This is a genomic window from Pirellula sp. SH-Sr6A (assembly GCF_001610875.1).
GTDB lineage: Bacteria > Planctomycetota > Planctomycetia > Pirellulales > Pirellulaceae > JBKCUI01.
Genome location: NZ_CP011272.1, coordinates 1,513,441 through 1,530,812 on the forward strand (window position 1 = coordinate 1,513,441; position 17,372 = coordinate 1,530,812).

Annotated in this window: 27 protein-coding genes; 11 read left to right on the forward strand and 16 right to left on the reverse strand. The window is 54.7% G+C overall.

Translation table 11 applies throughout. The features are described from left to right. Position 1: 1 nt before the first annotated feature. The 6 genes from VN12_RS06015 to VN12_RS06040 all read right to left on the reverse strand — a co-directional run bounded on the left by VN12_RS06015 (position 2) and on the right by VN12_RS06040 (position 4,464). Positions 2 to 856: a hypothetical protein gene (locus tag VN12_RS06015; protein ID WP_146675978.1), complete on the reverse strand. Its 855-nt coding sequence runs from the start codon at positions 854 to 856 to the stop codon at positions 2 to 4. Between the two features lie 4 nt (positions 857 to 860). Beyond that, positions 861 to 2,945: a tape measure protein gene (locus VN12_RS06020; protein ID WP_146675979.1), complete on the reverse strand. Its 2,085-nt coding sequence runs from the start codon at positions 2,943 to 2,945 to the stop codon at positions 861 to 863. A gap of 12 nt (positions 2,946 to 2,957) precedes the next feature. Then, positions 2,958 to 3,521, reverse strand: coding sequence for a hypothetical protein (locus VN12_RS06025; protein WP_146675980.1), 564 nt, complete (start codon positions 3,519 to 3,521; stop codon positions 2,958 to 2,960). Positions 3,522 to 3,524: 3 nt separating this feature from the next. Next, a complete protein-coding gene (locus tag VN12_RS06030; RefSeq protein WP_146675981.1) occupies positions 3,525 to 3,773 on the reverse strand; it encodes a hypothetical protein in 249 nt (82 codons plus the stop codon). After that, a complete protein-coding gene (locus VN12_RS06035) occupies positions 3,770 to 4,105 on the reverse strand; it encodes a hypothetical protein (RefSeq protein ID WP_146675982.1) in 336 nt (111 codons plus the stop codon). The genes VN12_RS06030 and VN12_RS06035 overlap by 4 nt, the downstream gene beginning before the upstream one ends. A gap of 86 nt (positions 4,106 to 4,191) precedes the next feature. After that, positions 4,192 to 4,464, reverse strand: coding sequence for a hypothetical protein (locus VN12_RS06040; RefSeq protein WP_146675983.1), 273 nt, complete (start codon positions 4,462 to 4,464; stop codon positions 4,192 to 4,194). Positions 4,465 to 4,786: 322 nt separating this feature from the next. Between VN12_RS06040 and VN12_RS06045 the strand changes: the two genes are divergently transcribed. The 11 genes from VN12_RS06045 (at position 4,787) to VN12_RS06100 (ending at position 12,259) form a co-directional block, all read left to right on the forward strand. Beyond that, positions 4,787 to 5,215: a hypothetical protein gene (locus VN12_RS06045; protein ID WP_146675984.1), complete on the forward strand. Its 429-nt coding sequence runs from the start codon at positions 4,787 to 4,789 to the stop codon at positions 5,213 to 5,215. Beyond that, on the forward strand, positions 5,208 to 5,456 hold the full coding sequence (locus VN12_RS06050) for a hypothetical protein (RefSeq protein WP_146675985.1): 249 nt from the start codon (positions 5,208 to 5,210) through the stop codon (positions 5,454 to 5,456). The genes VN12_RS06045 and VN12_RS06050 overlap by 8 nt, the downstream gene beginning before the upstream one ends. Before the next feature lie 48 nt (positions 5,457 to 5,504). Then, positions 5,505 to 5,822: a hypothetical protein gene (locus VN12_RS06055; protein WP_146675986.1), complete on the forward strand. Its 318-nt coding sequence runs from the start codon at positions 5,505 to 5,507 to the stop codon at positions 5,820 to 5,822. Next, entirely contained in the window at positions 5,815 to 6,237 is a 423-nt protein-coding gene (locus VN12_RS06060) for a hypothetical protein (RefSeq protein ID WP_146675987.1), read from the forward strand. Before VN12_RS06055 ends, VN12_RS06060 begins: the two co-directional genes overlap by 8 nt. A gap of 2 nt (positions 6,238 to 6,239) precedes the next feature. Beyond that, positions 6,240 to 7,064, forward strand: coding sequence for a hypothetical protein (locus VN12_RS06065; RefSeq protein ID WP_146675988.1), 825 nt, complete (start codon positions 6,240 to 6,242; stop codon positions 7,062 to 7,064). Beyond that, positions 7,061 to 7,741, forward strand: a complete 681-nt coding sequence (locus tag VN12_RS06070; protein WP_146675989.1) for a hypothetical protein — start codon at positions 7,061 to 7,063, stop codon at positions 7,739 to 7,741. Before VN12_RS06065 ends, VN12_RS06070 begins: the two co-directional genes overlap by 4 nt. A gap of 49 nt (positions 7,742 to 7,790) precedes the next feature. Beyond that, complete coding sequence (locus tag VN12_RS06075) at positions 7,791 to 8,084, forward strand: hypothetical protein (RefSeq protein WP_146675990.1); 294 nt, start codon at positions 7,791 to 7,793, stop codon at positions 8,082 to 8,084. A 12-nt stretch (positions 8,085 to 8,096) separates the two neighbouring features. After that, positions 8,097 to 10,316 carry a terminase gpA endonuclease subunit gene (locus tag VN12_RS06080; protein WP_146675991.1) on the forward strand — a complete coding sequence of 740 codons (2,220 nt, stop codon included), beginning with the start codon at positions 8,097 to 8,099 and terminating at the stop codon, positions 10,314 to 10,316. A 10-nt stretch (positions 10,317 to 10,326) separates the two neighbouring features. Then, the gene (locus VN12_RS06085) at positions 10,327 to 10,575 is read left to right on the forward strand and encodes a hypothetical protein (RefSeq protein ID WP_146675992.1); all 249 of its coding nucleotides are present in this window, start codon (positions 10,327 to 10,329) and stop codon (positions 10,573 to 10,575) included. Continuing rightward, positions 10,572 to 10,841: a hypothetical protein gene (locus VN12_RS06090; protein ID WP_146675993.1), complete on the forward strand. Its 270-nt coding sequence runs from the start codon at positions 10,572 to 10,574 to the stop codon at positions 10,839 to 10,841. The genes VN12_RS06085 and VN12_RS06090 overlap by 4 nt, the downstream gene beginning before the upstream one ends. A gap of 716 nt (positions 10,842 to 11,557) precedes the next feature. Then, positions 11,558 to 12,259: a DNA-methyltransferase gene (locus tag VN12_RS06100; RefSeq protein WP_146675995.1), complete on the forward strand. Its 702-nt coding sequence runs from the start codon at positions 11,558 to 11,560 to the stop codon at positions 12,257 to 12,259. 125 nt (positions 12,260 to 12,384) lie between these two features. Here the strand turns inward: VN12_RS06100 and VN12_RS06105 are convergent, their stop codons facing one another. The 10 genes from VN12_RS06105 to VN12_RS06150 form a co-directional block, all read right to left on the reverse strand. Further along, positions 12,385 to 12,702 carry a DUF4326 domain-containing protein gene (locus tag VN12_RS06105; protein WP_168164245.1) on the reverse strand — a complete coding sequence of 106 codons (318 nt, stop codon included), beginning with the start codon at positions 12,700 to 12,702 and terminating at the stop codon, positions 12,385 to 12,387. Next, entirely contained in the window at positions 12,695 to 13,753 is a 1,059-nt protein-coding gene (locus tag VN12_RS06110; protein ID WP_168164246.1) for a DUF5131 family protein, read from the reverse strand. The genes VN12_RS06105 and VN12_RS06110 overlap by 8 nt, the downstream gene beginning before the upstream one ends. Before the next feature lie 52 nt (positions 13,754 to 13,805). Next, entirely contained in the window at positions 13,806 to 14,066 is a 261-nt protein-coding gene (locus VN12_RS06115) for a hypothetical protein (RefSeq protein ID WP_146675998.1), read from the reverse strand. 72 nt (positions 14,067 to 14,138) lie between these two features. Continuing rightward, on the reverse strand, positions 14,139 to 14,432 hold the full coding sequence (locus tag VN12_RS06120; protein WP_146675999.1) for a hypothetical protein: 294 nt from the start codon (positions 14,430 to 14,432) through the stop codon (positions 14,139 to 14,141). A gap of 213 nt (positions 14,433 to 14,645) precedes the next feature. Beyond that, entirely contained in the window at positions 14,646 to 14,900 is a 255-nt protein-coding gene (locus tag VN12_RS06125; RefSeq protein ID WP_146676000.1) for a hypothetical protein, read from the reverse strand. Next, positions 14,897 to 15,460, reverse strand: coding sequence for a hypothetical protein (locus tag VN12_RS06130; protein WP_146676001.1), 564 nt, complete (start codon positions 15,458 to 15,460; stop codon positions 14,897 to 14,899). The genes VN12_RS06125 and VN12_RS06130 overlap by 4 nt, the downstream gene beginning before the upstream one ends. After that, on the reverse strand, positions 15,461 to 15,886 hold the full coding sequence (locus VN12_RS06135; RefSeq protein WP_146676002.1) for a hypothetical protein: 426 nt from the start codon (positions 15,884 to 15,886) through the stop codon (positions 15,461 to 15,463). 12 nt (positions 15,887 to 15,898) lie between these two features. Next, positions 15,899 to 16,162 carry a hypothetical protein gene (locus VN12_RS06140; protein WP_146676003.1) on the reverse strand — a complete coding sequence of 88 codons (264 nt, stop codon included), beginning with the start codon at positions 16,160 to 16,162 and terminating at the stop codon, positions 15,899 to 15,901. Positions 16,163 to 16,172: 10 nt separating this feature from the next. Continuing rightward, on the reverse strand, positions 16,173 to 16,523 hold the full coding sequence (locus VN12_RS06145) for a hypothetical protein (RefSeq protein WP_146676004.1): 351 nt from the start codon (positions 16,521 to 16,523) through the stop codon (positions 16,173 to 16,175). A gap of 50 nt (positions 16,524 to 16,573) precedes the next feature. After that, a complete protein-coding gene (locus VN12_RS06150; RefSeq protein ID WP_146676005.1) occupies positions 16,574 to 17,365 on the reverse strand; it encodes a hypothetical protein in 792 nt (263 codons plus the stop codon). Between the last annotated feature and the right edge of the window lie 7 nt (positions 17,366 to 17,372).

Genomic DNA, 17,372 nt, shown 5'->3' on the forward strand with positions numbered 1-17,372 from the left:
TTCAAAGCCCCAGTAAGGTCGGTGCGAACTCGTCGTAGACACGTTCGACATATGCCCACTTCGGGCGTCTCACGCGGCTGCCGCTCACTACGTTGTGCTCGTACTTCACCCAGACGTAGTCATGCCCCTTTTTGGCAATGCCCGATATGGCTCCGATCGCATAGGACGCGATGTTCTGCGATGCCGCGAAATGGTACTCCACCTCGTTGTCTTTGTAGGGAACGTACTCACCACTCGCCCCCAAGAAGAGCAGTTCACCAGCACCGAAAGTTTGCCAGGGAACCGAATTGGTTCTGCCGGTGTAGGCTGCCATGGCCTTCATATAGTCGATAAAGGACGTTGGGCCGAACAGCGTGCTGTTCTTGTTCCACCTCTTCCGAACGCTGAGTTTGAGTGCGGGAAGAATGATCTCCACGCCTTGTGCTTCGTTCTCGTCGTTGACGTCAATGGAGCCCTGATGGTCCGGAGCTCCTGCAGGATAACGCTGGGTTGCCCGAGAGGTGAAAACCTTCACTGTCCCCCCCTGGGTATCAAACGACCACCGATAAATCGATTCGCTGATCTCGGCAGTCCGGTAATTCACATCGAAGATGAATCGCTTTGTGTCGTCATCTTCTCGCCATGAGATCTTGCCTCGATAAAGGGTCTGAACGTCGCTACTGGAACTCGGAGTCTGTACATAAAAGCCCGGTACATTGCTTCGCAAATGGTTCAAGCAATTCGGGAAGTACTGCTCGTCGTTCCTTTCGGCTGGAGTATTCGCCCAAACCTCCCACGAGAGATTCATTTCATCATCCGCACCACGGTCCGTCGCGCTACCCGTGGCACCGCAAAGCATTTTGATTCGAAACGCCATCGATCTAATCCTTCATCCCTTCGCGTTCCTCACGCTTCTTTTCTTTCGCGATCTTCACGAGTTCCCCGGTGTTCTTCGCCGTGGATTCCATCGCGGTATTCCTGCCTAATCCGGATAGCATCGAACCGAGTGCTGAGAACGTTCCGGAATTCGGTGCACCACCCTTTACCGCACCCGTTGCTCCTGCAAGGAGTGCCTGCGGGCCTCCCGCCATTTGCTCTGCGCTCGCTTCTTTTCTCTCTCGTTCCGCATTGGCGGCATTGAGTGCGTTGTTAAGAGCTTCCTGGGCCTGCCGGGCCTTATCTCCGAGAGTATTCAAACCTTGCTCGGCTGCCGCTTGGTTGGCCTCTTGTTGGTATTGATTCAACTCGTCTTGCAGCTTCTTCTCCGCAGCGGCTCGTTGGCCCATATTGCTAAGGTTCGCGGCGTCACGTCGTCTCATGCTGGCGTTGTAGGCCTTGTCATCTTCTCGTTGGGCTTGGGCCTGCATTTCCGAGAGGACATTTCCGATCCCTTGACCGTTGAAGCTTTCTCGAACTGTATTGAAGAGGTCTTTCTTACCGATGTACTCAAAGATGGGTTCGAGGTAGCCGAGCAAATCATAGAACCGTTGGCCAATCCAAACGATGGATTGTGCGATGCCAAACACCATCGTGCGAAAGGCAGTGCGCATCCCCCACACGATGCCATCCCAAACCGTCCCCATACCGGTAGCTGCCATGTCCCAAAAGAACTTGATTCCATTCCACGCCTTCAAGACCGTCAAACGAACGTTGCCCATGGCGATGGCTGCCATCAGGTCCCATCGCCCTGCGAGAATTGCTTTACCGATGGAGCCAGTCGCTTCCCATACCCCACCGAGCAACGAATCGAGAGCAGTCCAAGCGAGAGCTTGAAACCCAGCCCAAGCGATCGCGGCAGCACCTTCAATATCGCCGGATCGCATCGCGGCCACGATTCCGTTGAAAGTACTTGTAAAGATCCCCCATAGAACCATTAGTGCGTCAATCGCAGGCTGGATAAATGCGATCAGCGGAGCCAATAGGATGGCCAACTCGGACCGAAACGAATAGGCGGCGACAGCCAGCCCCACGAGGATGCCGATGAGAATTCCCATCGGGCTCAGAACAAATGCGGCCACGGCAACCAGTGACCCGATTGCGGAGCCAATCAGCCCGACAGCGAACGATGCTCCCATGATGACAGCACCGAGCCCCATGAATGCCCCCGCAACCGAGACGACCACGAGAGCCACGGTACCAATCGTTTGGAACAACTCCCCATTCTTCTCCACGAAGTTGGTGATGACCTTCGAAAGCGTGATTCCAATCTGGGTGAATGTCTTCAGCGTTGGGAGCATTGCATTGCCAAGTGCCCGAGCAACGATCGCGGCATTATCCATCAACGTGGAGAACAACCCGGTGAGTGTCGCGGACTGCTTCTGCATCATCCCATTGAACCGACCACCGGGCCCGGAAGCGGAAGCAAAAGCCGTGGCGAGCATTCGAGAGGAGATTTGACCTGCTTCCATTTCCTCGGAAAGCTTGGCCATAGATTTGCCAGTGATCCGCGAAATCTCCTGAAGTGGATTGAAACCGGCTTCAATCATCTGATTGACTTCCTGGCCCATCAGACGACCTTTACCCATGACTTGGCCAAATGCGAGAGCGAGGCGGGAAAAACGCTCGGCATCTCCTCCCGATACATCTCCGAGATTCCTAAGCGTTGGTAACAGGGCGTCGGCGCTCACCCCAAAATTGAGCAACGTTTGTGCACCGTCTTTGAGTTGGTCGAATGTGAATGGGGTTTCAGCCCCCAACTGCTCGATCTCTTTGAGCTTCTTCTCAGCGAGGTTTGCATCGCCGAGGAACACCGCAAAGGATGTCTTCGTTTGCTCCATGTTGGCAGCGAGCTTGATGGGCCATGCGAGCGCAGCCCCCATCCCGGCGCCAATGACACCGCCACTCGTTGCCATCATGGTACCGAACTGTCGTAGTCGTTTCTCAGCTACTTTGAGGCCCTGCTGCATGCGGTCTCGAATACTCAAGAGGACGTGAGCTCTACCCGCTTCTATGTCTTTGGCTGCCATCGAATTCGATTCCTATCTGGTGACCCAGAGATTTCCAATGGTGCCCGCTTTGATTTCTGCGTCCAACGCGGGCCCCATGAATGGACGAGGTTCATAACGAGCCATGTAATGGACCTTTTCAGCGTCCTTCCAACGTTCCCCTTTTCGATCACCGTACAGCCACACACCCGATATCGAACTGGTTCTCTCTCCTGTGAGCCTCGTTTTGGTGACCATCGAAGTACCGCCCTTTTCGAGCAGCTCGGGGACGGTCCTGCGGTTGGACCGCTTTAGCCTGGCACTCGGTACCACACGAGGACCGATGACAACGGATTCCCAATCCTTGCTGAGAAAGAACAGGATGTTGCGAAGGTTTGCGAACGAATCTCGCGAACGAACGCTCGGAGGTTCTCCCGGCTTCGAAACTCGCTTTCGGCGGCGAAGAATGGCCGTGCGTGCTCTCTGCCGAATGAACGCCCCGGCCTTCGACAACCGTTTATGATTCTCTGCCGTTATCGCGTTGATAACTCGAGCGCGATCGAAGAAGAGATCTTTCGCGCTCGCGTGGATATTGAACTCGGACGCTATCTTTGCCATCGGTCAGGCGACCTTTCCACGTCTCTTCAGACGCTCGTATTCGTGTTCGATCGCAATGGACCCGTATTCACTGCGACGTTTCCGATACGGATTCAAATCAAACGGATGCACGGATTCCGTGCAATGAATGACCTGCAACATCGCGATCCGATCCCACGATTCTCTTTGATACGCGAGGTACATCGTTCGCAACTCGCGAGCACTGTAAGGGCCGGGATCCACTTGAAGAATCCCAGACCATTCGAAAATCATCTTCCAGCACTGTCTAGCAAGCTTCCGGGCTTTGCCTCGAGCGCGTCGAATTCGGCGTTCATTCGCTCGATCGCTTCGCGTTCCATTCTGCTGGCCAGTTTCTGCGTCCGCTGATCGGCGATCGCTGCGGCCTGTTCCATGATCCGATTCGCCGATTCCATTGCCCGCTCGGCCACGACGGCGTAATGCTTGTGGCCGAGACGGCGGAAAAAATCGGCAAAGGAGTACTCGATCGAGGACTGCATGGATGTAAACGAATGCTCTTCCTGCGTCAGCAGATCGGAGAATTGCTCGTAGCACATCCCTTTATGCTGCCACTCATCTCGCATCATCTCGGCGACGAATTCGATCAGCGAGAGTGGTGATGAGAACAGCTTTTTAACCGTTTCGGGGTTTAGAACGTCGATTCCATCCCCTTTTAGACGTCGAGCTTTGGAAATGGTGATTCGGAAATCCCACTTTGATCCTGCAGCATCGGTCCAGGTAGTTGTTCGGAGAGAATCGGGTCGGGGTTCGACGGTGTCAATTGATTGAGACATGCTTCGGCAATCTTGTCGTGCACAGGTAACGCGACTTCGTCCCCGTAACCCTCATGGGCCTTGACCGTATTCCGAATGGCGATCCCGTGATCGAGCTTTGGGTCGATGGTCTTTTCAATTGAACGGAGTTGGCCGAGGGTAACGGTTTGCATGATGTCGCCATGTGCGAAGTGGATGGATCTCTAAGAATAAATTCGCAAGGTTGAGCCGAAGGCATCCAACCTCGCGAATACACCACGTTGGACGAACGTGGCCAACAACGGAGGAGTCATGCCTAGACCATCTCACGAATCGCATGTGGTGTCCCCTCGGGCTGAAGACTCCGTCGTTAGAAAGTAACTCCGCAGTGCGCACCGCGATGATGCGCCGATATGGTCCGCTGCTAGGATGGGACCCGTCACGCGGGCGGAAAAGCATGATGCAGCGAATGGATTCGCTCCGCCCGCGTTCTTCAAACTCGATAGGGCACACAGGATGGATGCGAAATCGGCTTTCTGGGCAGCAATCAACTACCTGGCGAAGAACCGCTTTGATCGCGAACAGCTACCACCTGGCGAAGCCGAAGTCGAGCTCACCGTATCGGGCACAGTTCGAGCAAAGGGACTTCGCAAGAAGGCCATCTCAGAATCCTTCGTTGGAAAGCTGAACATCGCGGAGGATCAAACCTCCGCATGCTCCAGTGCTCCTAACGCGGCCCATCTGATCGCGTTATTGCTCGCCGATCATCCCAATGCTGAGCGAGCATTGCAAAACGTCGAGGCCTACTTCGCACAGCACAAAGCCCTCAAGGCTGTTGGGGCGGAAAAGATCGCGGCTATCGACCTGGTGCTAAAGCGTCTACGCCAGGTCGCAAATGTTACTAAGTCTGGATCCATCACCTTTAAGGTTCTAACCAATGAATGATGCCATCGCTTCCATTCTCAAATCTCGTCGCGCTTGGGCTCTCATTGTCGGGGTTCTCGTCGTGGTCTTCCAATCCAAAACAGGGATGACGCCTGACCAGGTCCAAGCGATCTGGCAAACGATGTTGGCCTACGCAGGGATCGAGACCATTCGGTCCTCGAAAGACGGATCTCTTCCGATTCTTGAACTGCTCCGGTCACTCTTGGATTCGAAAAAGCCGGATCCTCCAGCACTGAGTTAAGCAACTCAGCCCGAACAATTTCATCTTCGTTCCGAGCGGATCACCACGATGGCCACCCTACGACGACTGCAAAAAATCCGCCTGCGACATATTGCACGCGAGAAGTGGAATCGCCATTGCGAGTCTGCCAGAGTTCCATCCGCTGCTGAATTCGAAGGAGAGTTTGGAACCGAAACCCAGCATCCTCTCATCGTCGCCGTGAAGAAGGATCCAAGAGTCGCTGGGATGGATGTCGAGACGATCTTGTTAATGCTTCAGCTCGCATGGTTGCTTTACCAAGTATGGTCACGGTGGAAGCAACCCGAACCATCCACCGTGATCGATGCGGAGGAATGGCGAGTCATGGGAGAATCGATCGATGACTAAAGCATCACAGCCGGTCTCTCCCATCGCGATCATTGTCCCGATTGCGATCGCAATCCTTTTTTTGCGCTCGCTACCCGAATCGTCCGCCCCAGGACCTCTCCCCACTCCCGACAACGTACCGATCGCCAAGACGATTGAGGACGAAACCGTGGAGATGATGCGTCGAACGAGCGAGGGCTATCGCCGGGTGTTCGCCGATGCGGCCGTAGAGATTGGAACCGCGATCAAAACGGAAGAGCAGCTGCTCCGTTTCCTCGCCGAAAAAACCAAAGCGGTTCGAGAGGAGGCCAAGAGTGGCTTCGACAATGCGTTTGAAAAGGCAATGCCTTTTCAAGGTGAAATCCCGGAAGAGAAGTACGACCAGGCTCGTGCTGTACTCGAGCGCGTTTCCAAAGCCTTCCCGAGGATCAAATAATCATGACCGTATTCACCGGCTATGCGATCCAGCGCGAGAGACGTGAGGAAATCCGATCGACGGCGATCAACCTGCCGTTCACCGTCCGTGATTACACTCCGCCCGAGGAAATCGACCCGCGTCAACTGGTACGACACGATCTGCAGGGCAACATGGGATCGTGTGGCGGATTCGGTAGCACGAATTGCGGGGAACGCCTGTTCATCTACGCAATGGGTGAAAGCAAGTACTCGGCCGAGCGACAATTTTCGCCGTTGTTCCAATACCTCGAAGCTCAACGCTTCGATGATCTCATTGGTCGAGACGATGGATCCACAATCGCGGGACATCTCCGAGCAGCTCGCGAGGTAGGCTACTGCCCCCTCCGGCTTTGCCCTTACGTCACCCCGTATCCGCGTAACGCCAGGTCCTTAATAACGGCGGAGATGCGAAAGGCTGCGGAGCCATACCGGATTCAGTCTCACACCTGGTGTGAGTCCTACGACGATTGCTTCAACTACCTCGCATCGCGAGTCGGAACTCTGTTGTTCGGTACCTCTTGGAACGACTCGTTCTACGCGCCCAATGGACAACTCGAGCGCGTGCGTTTCACTCGCTTCGACGGTGGCCACGCATACGCAGTGCTCGGTTACTCCAAGCGAAAAGACTCGCGTGGCAGGAACTATCTCTGGCGACTCAATTCGCACCAGGACTCCTACACGGAGATATCACCTGCTGCCATCGATCAAATGTGCGCTCACCCCTACACCGCAATCGTAGGTATGAGCGATCTCTCAACCCCACGACCTCGTAACGTCGATTTCTCGAAAGAAAGTGTGATTGGATGAAAACCAAACGAATGGGATGTAGCTCGGTACTTCTTGTCTTCGCATGCTTGGCACTGGGAATGTTTCTCGGCTGCCAGACCACCGCAGATTATCCGCGAGCTCCGGAGCCACCCCCAAGTCTCCCGGCTTCAGCAAAACAAGTCAGCTTCGATGTGCGACATATGACTTTCTCCCCGCTTAGCGAGGATGGCTCGATCGACATGTCACTTGTCACTGAAGCTCGCCTCGAGAAACCGCCCTCGTCGCCGGAACCCTCCCCATCACCAGATGGGAGCGGCAGTAAAAGCCCCCAGTCTGCATTCGACGAGCGCATTGATGCACTGGAGCAACAAAGCGTTGAAACCGATGGACGCCTCGACGATCTCGAGGCACGCGTCGATCATCTCGAACGGCCGTCGGCGAATAAGACGATCGATCCGGAGGCTAACTTGGTTCCGTCGGTACCGAAATGGTCCGCTGTCGGAACGGGCACGAAAACGTATCAATCGCCAAAGGTGTGCCCACCGGAGGGCTGCCCGGTTCCTGGCCCATCAACGTCGGTTTCAACCTCACTCGAGAGAGTTCTCGAGACGAGGCCGGTAAAGTCGCCACGCGTGCAGTACTCCCAATGTCCCCCCGGTGGCTGCCCGCCCAAACAATCGACGGTGAAACGGTCTCGCTTCCTGCGTTGGAAGTGATTCGTTTCGTCTTGAATGCCCGATGTCCACGCCTCCCAAGGTCCACGCCATGGATTCTGCAATGAACTATCTCAACAACGGCTTAGCAGTCGTTGTCCTCATCGCCATCGGCGTGGGAGCTTGGAAACTCGCCCACGTAGCGGGAGGCGCCATTTCGAATGGCTGCCGCAAAACCTTCGATGAGTTGATTCTGCCCCTGAAGGATTCCGCCATCAACCACTTGAAGCGAACCGATCAGACTTTGACTTCCGTTCAGGAAACCAATCAGGAGGTTTGTCAAAACCTTCGCGATATTCGTTCGATGGTGGGAGAAATCCACGAACGCGTTTGCTCCGAGAACTGATCCCGCAACAGCATGGTCGCCTCTGATGATGACTCGCCTGGCGATCGGTACCGACGCCGGAAGGAGCGGGAACGACAACGCCAGGCGGATCAGTCCCGCGAGGGTCGCGATATTGGCCCCATCCCGAAGGTAAAGGATGCGAAGCTCCGGGAACGGTGCATCAAGTCGTTTCGAGCGTTCTGCGAAGTTTGCTTTCCTGCCAAATTCAAAATCGACTGGTCTCCGGATCACATCGAGGTTCTCGCCCGGATCCAGGCCTGTATCGTCGACGGCCAGCTCTACACGTTGGCCATGCCGCGTGGATCCGGGAAAACGACCATTGTTCAGGTCGCATGCCTCTGGGCGATTCTCACCGGCCGTCGAAAGTACGTCGCACTCATCGGCGCCGATCGCGACGCGGCAATCAAGCTCTTGGTGGCCCTCAAAGCCGAACTGGAATCTAACGACCGGCTGCTCGAACTCTTCCCAGAAGCGGTGTTTCCGATCCGAGCCCTACAGGGACGCGGGAACAAGGCGATTGGCCAACTTCACCTCGGCAAACGCACACACATCGAGTGGAAGGGGCCTCGGATCGTTTTCCCGACCGTTCGGGCCAAAGTAGACGAGGACGCGGGAAAAGGCCCAAAACGGCCCTCAGCCGCGAAGCGAAAGAGCACCAAAGAACCCCCTGTGGCTGAAACGGAGGTCGATCGCGAGGAAAATGGAGTCGATCGCGCAAACCTCACCCCATGCTCGGGTGCGGTAATCGAATGCTGCGGGATCCTCGGGAGAGTCCGGGGAATGAACCACACGACGCCTGCCGGAGAGCAAATTCGGCCCGACCTATTCGTGCTGGACGATCCCCAGACGGACCGTTCGGCCGTCTCGACGAGTCAGGTCAACCGAAGGCTTTCCATCATCACCGGTGCAGTACTCGGTTTGGCGGGGCCCGATGTCGCGATCGCAGGGTTCGCAACGGTAACCGTGATCGCCAAGGATGATGTCGCGGATCAATTGCTCGACCGCGAGAAGTTTCCCGATTGGCAAGGAAAACGCTACCAGCTGGTATACAAGTGGCCAGACCGTATGGACCTATGGGAACAGTACGCTGTTCTCCGGGCCGAAGGCCTCCGGACCGAAGGTTCGTTTGCCGCAGCGACCGAATGGTATCTGCAGAATCGCGACGAGATGGATCGTGGTTCCAAAGTCTCTTGGGACGGACGGTACAAGCCTGGCGAGATATCCGCCCTCCAATCCGCGTTCAATCAGAAGCTCCGATCCCCAGCGACGTTCGACGCAGAGTTTCAGAACAGTCCGCAGGATCAAACAATCGATGTCGAAATGATTTCGATCGAATCGATCGAATCGAAGATTTCGAACTATGCCCGCAGCGAGCTCCCGATCGAAGCGAATCTCATCACCGCCTTTATCGATGTTCAGGGCCAACTTCTGTATTACATCGTCGTGGGATGGGAGAAAGATACTTACTCCGGATGGGTACTGGAGTATGGCACCTGGCCGGAACAAGTCGCGAAACATTTTTCCCTTCGAAACGCACAATCCACGCTCACTCGAAAGTATCCTCGCCGTGGGCTAGAAGGGCGTTTGACGGCTGGCCTGAATGATTTGATCAACTACTTGGCGGAATGCCGTTACTCGGTACCGTCCCAACAGTCCGACCCTCGCACCGCGTCAATCGAGTTGATCGGAATCGACCAGGCCTGGGGACCGTCGACCAAAACGGTGAGGGCTATCTGTGCTGGCCATCCTAAAAGGCAATTGCTGCTCCCATGCCAGGGTAAGGCCTTCGACGTCGGGGCGAGGAACCTCAACGAGTGGGCCATCAAACCGGGTGAGCTTCGAGGTGACAATTGGATCGTGAAACACAGCACCGACGGTGGTCGCCATTGCCTCGCGGATAGTAATGCGTTTAAATCATTCGTGAATGCACGGCTAAACGTCGCGACGGGTGACCCTGGGTCGCTCTCTCTCTATCGTCCACGTTTGGCCACCGAACATCGATTGATCGCGGAACACTGGCGAGCGGAAAAACCGCAAACCCGATCCGACGGGGATCGAAGTATTGAGAAGTGGGTATTGCCTCCAGCCAAACCAGACAACCACTGGTGGGACGGGCTTTATTGGAGTGCAGTACTCGCGAGCATTCGCGGTGCACGACTTGGTTCGATCATCAAGTTGGAACCGAAACGCGTGAAGAAGCCAAAGCGAAGGCCAACAAAACTCATCGCATAGGAGAGAGGCGATGCCAGCCAAACCAATCAGGGCAGGAAAAGCGACAGGCCAACCAACGCGGCGGAGGCAATCCGTCATCCGCTCGATTCTCACCTCCCTAGATCGCTCGCTTCCCGACTACTCCGGCGAGCATCTCGAAAAGCCAGTTCTGACAACGATCGATAGGATCGAGCTCAACCGGGGTCTGATTACCGGGGAGTATGTCGCGATGAATCGAAATCTGCTCCGTGCCATCATCGACTCCTTGGAGGCCAAATGAATCGCACACGCGCGCGTCTCAACAAAGTTGGCTCGGCATGTTCCGTTCTGTTCGTTCGGGTCACTCCCGGCGAGCTCGCCGAGATGCACGATTCTGCCAAAGAGCAGAATCGGTCCCTGAACTCCTATGCGCGCTCGAGGCTAGGATTGCCCGATCGGCGTGGGTATCGCTATCGCAATGGAGCAACGAATGCCACGCAAGAAAGCGCGAAAGACCGCACGCCCAACGATCAAGAGCCGTCGGGGAATCCCCAATCGGAAGTATGAAGAATGTGCGGTGAGGGGATCGCGTTGCCCTCGCTGCTGTAGTTCTCTCCGGACAAAGTACTACCGAAAGCACGTATTCGCCTACGAAGGCGTTTCCAAGGACGGGGACCGCTTCAATCGGGTCGTGTTGAGGTACTGCACCTGCACCAAATGCCAAACCCCTCGTTGCGATCGCAGTTACGAGTTGGTTTGAGCTTCTAAAATTGCCAATCGCTAATTGGCACCAAAAAAACTTGGGAATTCGTGTCCCATTGTAAAAAATCGAACGGGCCTCGCGTTCTTAATGGTAGGCAGATTCACCCATTTTGAGAATCACACAACCGTGTGTTACGTTCGGGTGATCGGATATTTAGAAACACGAAAGCCGCCCCCCATGTCTCAACGCTGCTATGTTCGGACATGGGGAGACGGCCTCCTGGGAGTCTCAGTATGAACGACGGAAATAGACATTGGCAAGACTGGGCTATCGAGTTGATTAAGCTTGCAAGCAGCGTGTTGATCGTGATCGGTGCTTGGATGAAAAACAAAGAACGATGGTACGGGCCTCAACAAACGTCCCAAACGAAGCCTGCTAGGTCCAAGCCAAAGGAACGGAATAAGACTCGCGCGCGTGCTCGATGAAAGTAGGTCGAAGTGGTCTTGCTGTGGAAATCTCGCATCAGAGATACACACGCCCCCATTGATGCACAGCTTGACTCCTAACGAAAGTTCTGACCATGCCCCGAACCGCAAGCAAGGTTTCCCCCTGCGCGAACACTGCCTGGCGTCCCGCAGCTCGCCCGCCCCTCCCGCTCAAGCCCTACTACAGCAAGGAGGGTATCACGCTCTACCACGCGGACAATCGCCACATCCTCCCGTACCTCGACACGTTCGATTTGCTTCTCACGGATCCGCCGTATGGGATCAAAGCGGACCGATGTGGCGGACGTCAACAAGCGAAGAAAGGAAAGGGGACGTGGCGTGACTATGGAGACACCAACTGGGACGAATCCCGCCCACCGGCATCGGTCTTTGCGTTGATGCTCGAGCGCACCAAGCAACAGATCATTTGGGGCGGAAACTACTTTTCCGATTACCTCACGCCCTCCATGCGATGGTTGGTATGGGACAAGGGCCAGCGCAAGTTCTCGCTCGCAGATTGTGAGTTCGCCTGGACCAATCAACGAAAGGCGGCTCGAATTTTCACGTACTCGCGCTCGAAAGCCCTACAGGATGGAAAGGTTCACCCGACCCAGAAGCCACTTGCATTGATGGAGTGGTGCCTCGGGTTTGCGAAAGATGCCCGCACGGTCTTGGATCCATTCGCTGGATCCGGAACGTCGTTGCTTGCGTGCAAACGGTTAGGCATGACGGCCGTTGGAATTGAAATCAACGAAGCCTACTGCGAAGAAGCAGCAAAGCGATTGGAGGCGAGCTAACAAAAAAACCGGGCCGAGTACTGGTTTAACCCAGAGCGCGAACTCGGACCGGCCCCAATTCCCTAATCTTTCGATCAGGAGTCTGGGACGGAGCTTACCTGCGAATTAGCTCCCGCGTCAAGTCGCTACAGGTTTGACCAAATTAGAAGCATATCTGCATGGCATCGCTTTTCCGGGGGACAGTAGCAAGCGAGGTTTTTACCTTTGAGCTCATCCATATGCTCAATGATCCAAAGTATGCGTTGCCCTTTCTCAAAATCCATCCACTCCGGAACATGGCGTAGTTCAGAACAGCACTCGACCGCTTCGTTAAACTCTGATGCGGATCCGAATGGATTTCCCCACGGACCTGGACGAGTTACGCAAACCGTGTTCGCCGGTAGTCTCCATCCCTTGACTCGCTTTCGTTGAATTCGCATCGGTTGTGTGATCAAGTCAGACATGTTCAACTCCGATCGATGAATGGGGGAATTCATCATGCACTTCCCCGTCTAGTTTCCGGCCCGCGTAGTGCTTTCCCACGTTGATCGAAATCTCGCCATCGGGCCATTCGTGAACGGCTCCATTGTTCCCGCCCTGGCTCGCAGGTAGCCACTCGCCCCATTGTTTGAACAAAAACGGAACGTTGTGCTTCTTGCATTGTTCGCTCAACCCTTGAAACCACGCCGGATGACTTGGCCGAGCCTCTAAGCCGCTCTCGCCGCCCGCTATAACCCAATCGATCCCCAACGGCGGATAGTCGCAATCGCACCCTCCGATATCGTCGCAGTTGCGACATGCGTTAGCGATTGATCGAAGGTCGACCGGCCCCAACAAGGGTTCGCAGGAGAGAAACAATACAGGCGCGAATTTGCGGCACTTCATCAACTCAGGAAGTCGCTTCTCCCCGAACTCCTGATTCTCAACCGATGTACCAAGCCACACGTTTGTCCGGTACCTGGATCTCATTCTATCCGCGTGGCCCATATAGTTTGGCATTGGGTGTGAAACCCACAATGAAGGCCAGAACCGAGGAATGTTCTCCGGTCTCTTGGTGAGCAACAACCAATCGATGCTTGGGGTCGCGTCGATCACCTGAAACAAACGCCGCCGGATATCGTCCAAATGCAGCGGTGTTCCCGTGTTCGGATCGTCAAGTACTTCTTTGTATCCCCAGCACTCATCATTTCCATCCGGAACATTCATTCGCCACATTGGGACTCCGGAGGAGTGGTGCACCTGGCCTGTCCAATCTTCAAACACATCCGCGAGGGATGCACAAAAGACCCGGTAGCGAACTCCCTTCTCTCTTGCCTCTCGCTCCCATTTCATCGGCTTACGCCAGTACTCCTCGCCGGTAACAACGCGTGTTCCATGCTCCCCCCACCTCGCAATTCCTAATCTCCGATCCATGTCGCGTTCCGCATAGCAGTACTTGCACGCGGGGCTTACTTTGACGCATCCCATCCACGGATTGAATGTGTGCGTGGCCCATTCAATTTTTGTGTTTTCCATTGCCAGTCTCTCTCCTCTTCGTTGCCCGTACTCAGTCCGCACTGACTGCAATCTAAAGATTCGTGTGTCCATTCAACGCTTCGTGGACTCGCATCTTCCATTCGGGTTTAGGAAAACCACGTGCGTATAAGTACGCGATCAACTCACCGACACCAAACCCGCCACGGCATTCACCCTCTACCAGTGCTTGCTGAGGTTGAAAGACGTGAGAATAGACCTCGTACGCTGCCATATGAACCGATTCCGCAATTCGCGACCGTTCATTTCGGCGCGGAACAGACTGTACCGGCTTGCTCGACTTTTCATTTTGCATAAATACGCTCCCCCATTGCGGCCCACTTCGGTGCACGTTGTTAATTGATGCGTTGTTCAAGACCGCTGTTGCTCAATCTTCGAAAGCTCGTTTGATAGCGGCCTTGCTCAATCCAATTGCCTTGCAGCCCGCCTCGGTTGCCCGGTAGTAGCGATTCGTGCTGTTGTTGATCTCCCCGCCTCGTTCTGCCAATCCGTAAGACACCATTTCCTCCCATACATCGCACGTCGGAGTTCCGATCACCGCGCAGAAGTGATTCCTATAGCCGTGCTTTGATTTCCGAACGCGTGCTCCTGCCCCAAGCGTGTGCGTCAAAAGACGAACCCACTCTTCCGGCAACTCGACTTTCGTTAATTCGCTCATCATTCCTCCGATGCGATGGTGCAAGCCCGCTTTTCTATCTGTGCAACTCGAATTGAAACTTTTGTCCGACGGCCGTCGAACACTTCCTCTACCGTTACGTCCGGCGCTCCCACGCGTCTCGCGACGTCAACACATTCCGCGAGTACGGACCAAATCGGTTCTGGGCCCGGAGGAGGTGTGAACTCACGAAAACCATCTGGAAGCGATCGTATTGACCTAACTCTTTGCATGTACTTGCTCCGAATCGTAGGCGGGGATCGGGCTAGTGTTCTTGGAGTACTCGGTAACCGAATACTCCATCTTCCGTCGCTCTAAGTGCTCGATCTCACCTTTCAACGACTCCGCGTCGCACCAAACATGAAATCGCCTTACGTCTTTCTTTCCATCGCGTTCCGCCTCGATGTGGTCCCATTGCACCATGTAAACCACCTCAGGCGGATGTTTCGATGTCCAAGTTGTGAATGCACTCATGAATCGATCAAACTCCTCGCCGCAGGCAGAGCGTGATACATGACTGACCAGTCTGGGCCAACCACCCATTTGCAGGCCGCTTCGCATTGCCTTATCCGAAGGCCAAATTCGTCATCTTGAAGCCATTGGGCACATTCCCAATAGAACCAGCGATCGAACAACCGTCCGATCGCTAAATTCGCTGCTGGGGACCACGAGCAGGGTGAATGCTTGATCCGATCATGAATGTTTGGTTCGCGTCCACCTAGATCGTTGTAGAGAACTCGTTCGATCGGCTGATGAAACAATTTGTCAGCAACCCTCCAGCGCTGAAGCACAACGTAGGTGGACGAGTAGATGCCTGAACCATCGCATCGGTAGCAGTCGTCATACTCGAAATGCCTGCCGGATCCTCCACATGACCAACAAGTCTGCACGATGCGTTGCAAATCGGTTCCGTCTTTCACTCCAAATCGCTGGCAGATTAGCGACTTGATCGGATAGAAGTGCATCTTCGAAATAGGCGCCGTGTTGGCAGCCCAAAGCACGTGGGCCAATCGCCGAATTCGTTCGCGAGTCATCTAGTAGGCCCCATTTCTGGCGTGCTCGATCGCGTCTCGAATCTCTTGCCCAATCGAAACATGGTTGCTCGCAAACTCGATTGTTTCCCCTTCAGGCCCAATCAACTCCACCATTCGGAAATGAACACCGATTGCGATATGAACTTCAAAGCCTTTCGGGATTTCGTCTGCAATCGGCGTTAACGCACAATCCAATTCGGTAGCCTGCGATCCGGTGGCATCGGAAACGATGCCCTCGGGAGGATTCGGAAATGGTTTGTACGGCCACTTGAACCCTTCTGCATGCTCGCGGTTAAGCCATACGGTCCTTTCCGCTGACTCCCCAACCATTCTAACGACACAGCCAATTTTTCTTAACTTCTCGGCTATGAACAAGGCTGTGGACGTCTTTCCGCAGCCCCGAGGGCCTGTAACTGATATCTTCATTTCCGACTCCTTCTAGAACTGATATTCACTCTTCGGTACGCTCCGCGACTCGCGGTTAAGCGGTAGCTTTTCACGGCGGGCACATTTTCCGCAGTACTTCACCCACTCCATGTGGTACTTCTCGCCTGGCTCAATGATTCGATGACATTCATCGCACTCACCCGCGTTCGAAATGCGAAGCTTCTCCGCGCAGAACTTACAAGTACTGAAATCTTCGTATCGATCGACGATTGCGAAATCCGAACCGCATTCGACGCATGCCTTTGGCCGCTGCATGGCTGCTCCTTTACTCGTCTTCAAGCCCGAGCTCTGGCTGCCTGGCGTCGGTACCGGAGGAAGCGAAAACCAAGTGCATTCGCTTGTCCATGATCTTCGGAGTGAGGGTGCACTCACGGCCCTCGTGGCCTGCGATGTTGTGTGTGACTTTGTATTCGACCTTTACTCGGTCCAAGTCGTTCTGATGGGCACAAGGGACAAACGACATCACGAGTGTGAGCTTCCGGGTTCGATCGTCGTGTGGACGGTCGTTCAGGTCGGAGATGATCAGTTTGAGGTTGGCAGCGAAAGCAGCGGCGAGGAGCCCATCATCGAAGGCACCCAAGTTTTCAAGAGTCAGGAGTTGTGTTTGAGCATTCATTTTGATTGTGACTTTAAGAGAGTGAAAGAACGGGCGTGATGGGAATGGAACTAGTTCGCGACGCCATACTCGCCGTCGTAAACGGCTACTGGTCGTTCCTTCGTTCCGTCAACGATGATTCCGATCAGCTCCATCTTTTCTCGGATGATGGCATCTTCCATTTGGGCCTCATCCGGCTCGAACTTCACATATCCTCGATTCGCAAAGTCGATCGACAACCAAACTCGAATCGACCTAATGTCCACTGTCCCGGTCTTGAGAAACACGGGTGTGCGAACCTCGATCGACTCTGGAAGATTGGCAGCCCCAACAGCTTCCTGCACCAGAGACTTCCCTAGACGAGCGGCAGTATGTCCCTGCTCGGTTGTGAAATCGTCCTGCGTCGAAATCTTCAGATTGCGAATCGCGGTGAGAGCCGTCGAACCAGGGTCGAACTCCGCAAATCGCTGTCGCAGGAGCTTGATGGCCTCGTGCTGGGGCAGCGAAGCTTGCAGCACCAGGTCGCGAAGAGTTTCGAAGGTAGGATGAAATCGGAACGGCATTGTCAGAACGTCTTTTGGATCATTCTCGACCACCTCCACGGTAACCCGTTCTACCCCCACCCAGATATTCGTCCGTGCCTCCGATTTCAAATTGTTGACATAGTCGATCAACGAATCGACACCATGCAAAACGTGTGTATTGTCAGGGCGATCCATCTCGACGGTCGCGAGCTCTTTTGCCGCAGGATTCCACATGAACCGCTTCCGCTTGCCAGGCCTGAAGGTTTCAAGCACGGTAGGAGTAACCTTTGCTTGGTCGGTAAAGTAGTCGCGCAGCCAGTTCAACGTTTTCTCTAACATTTGGGTC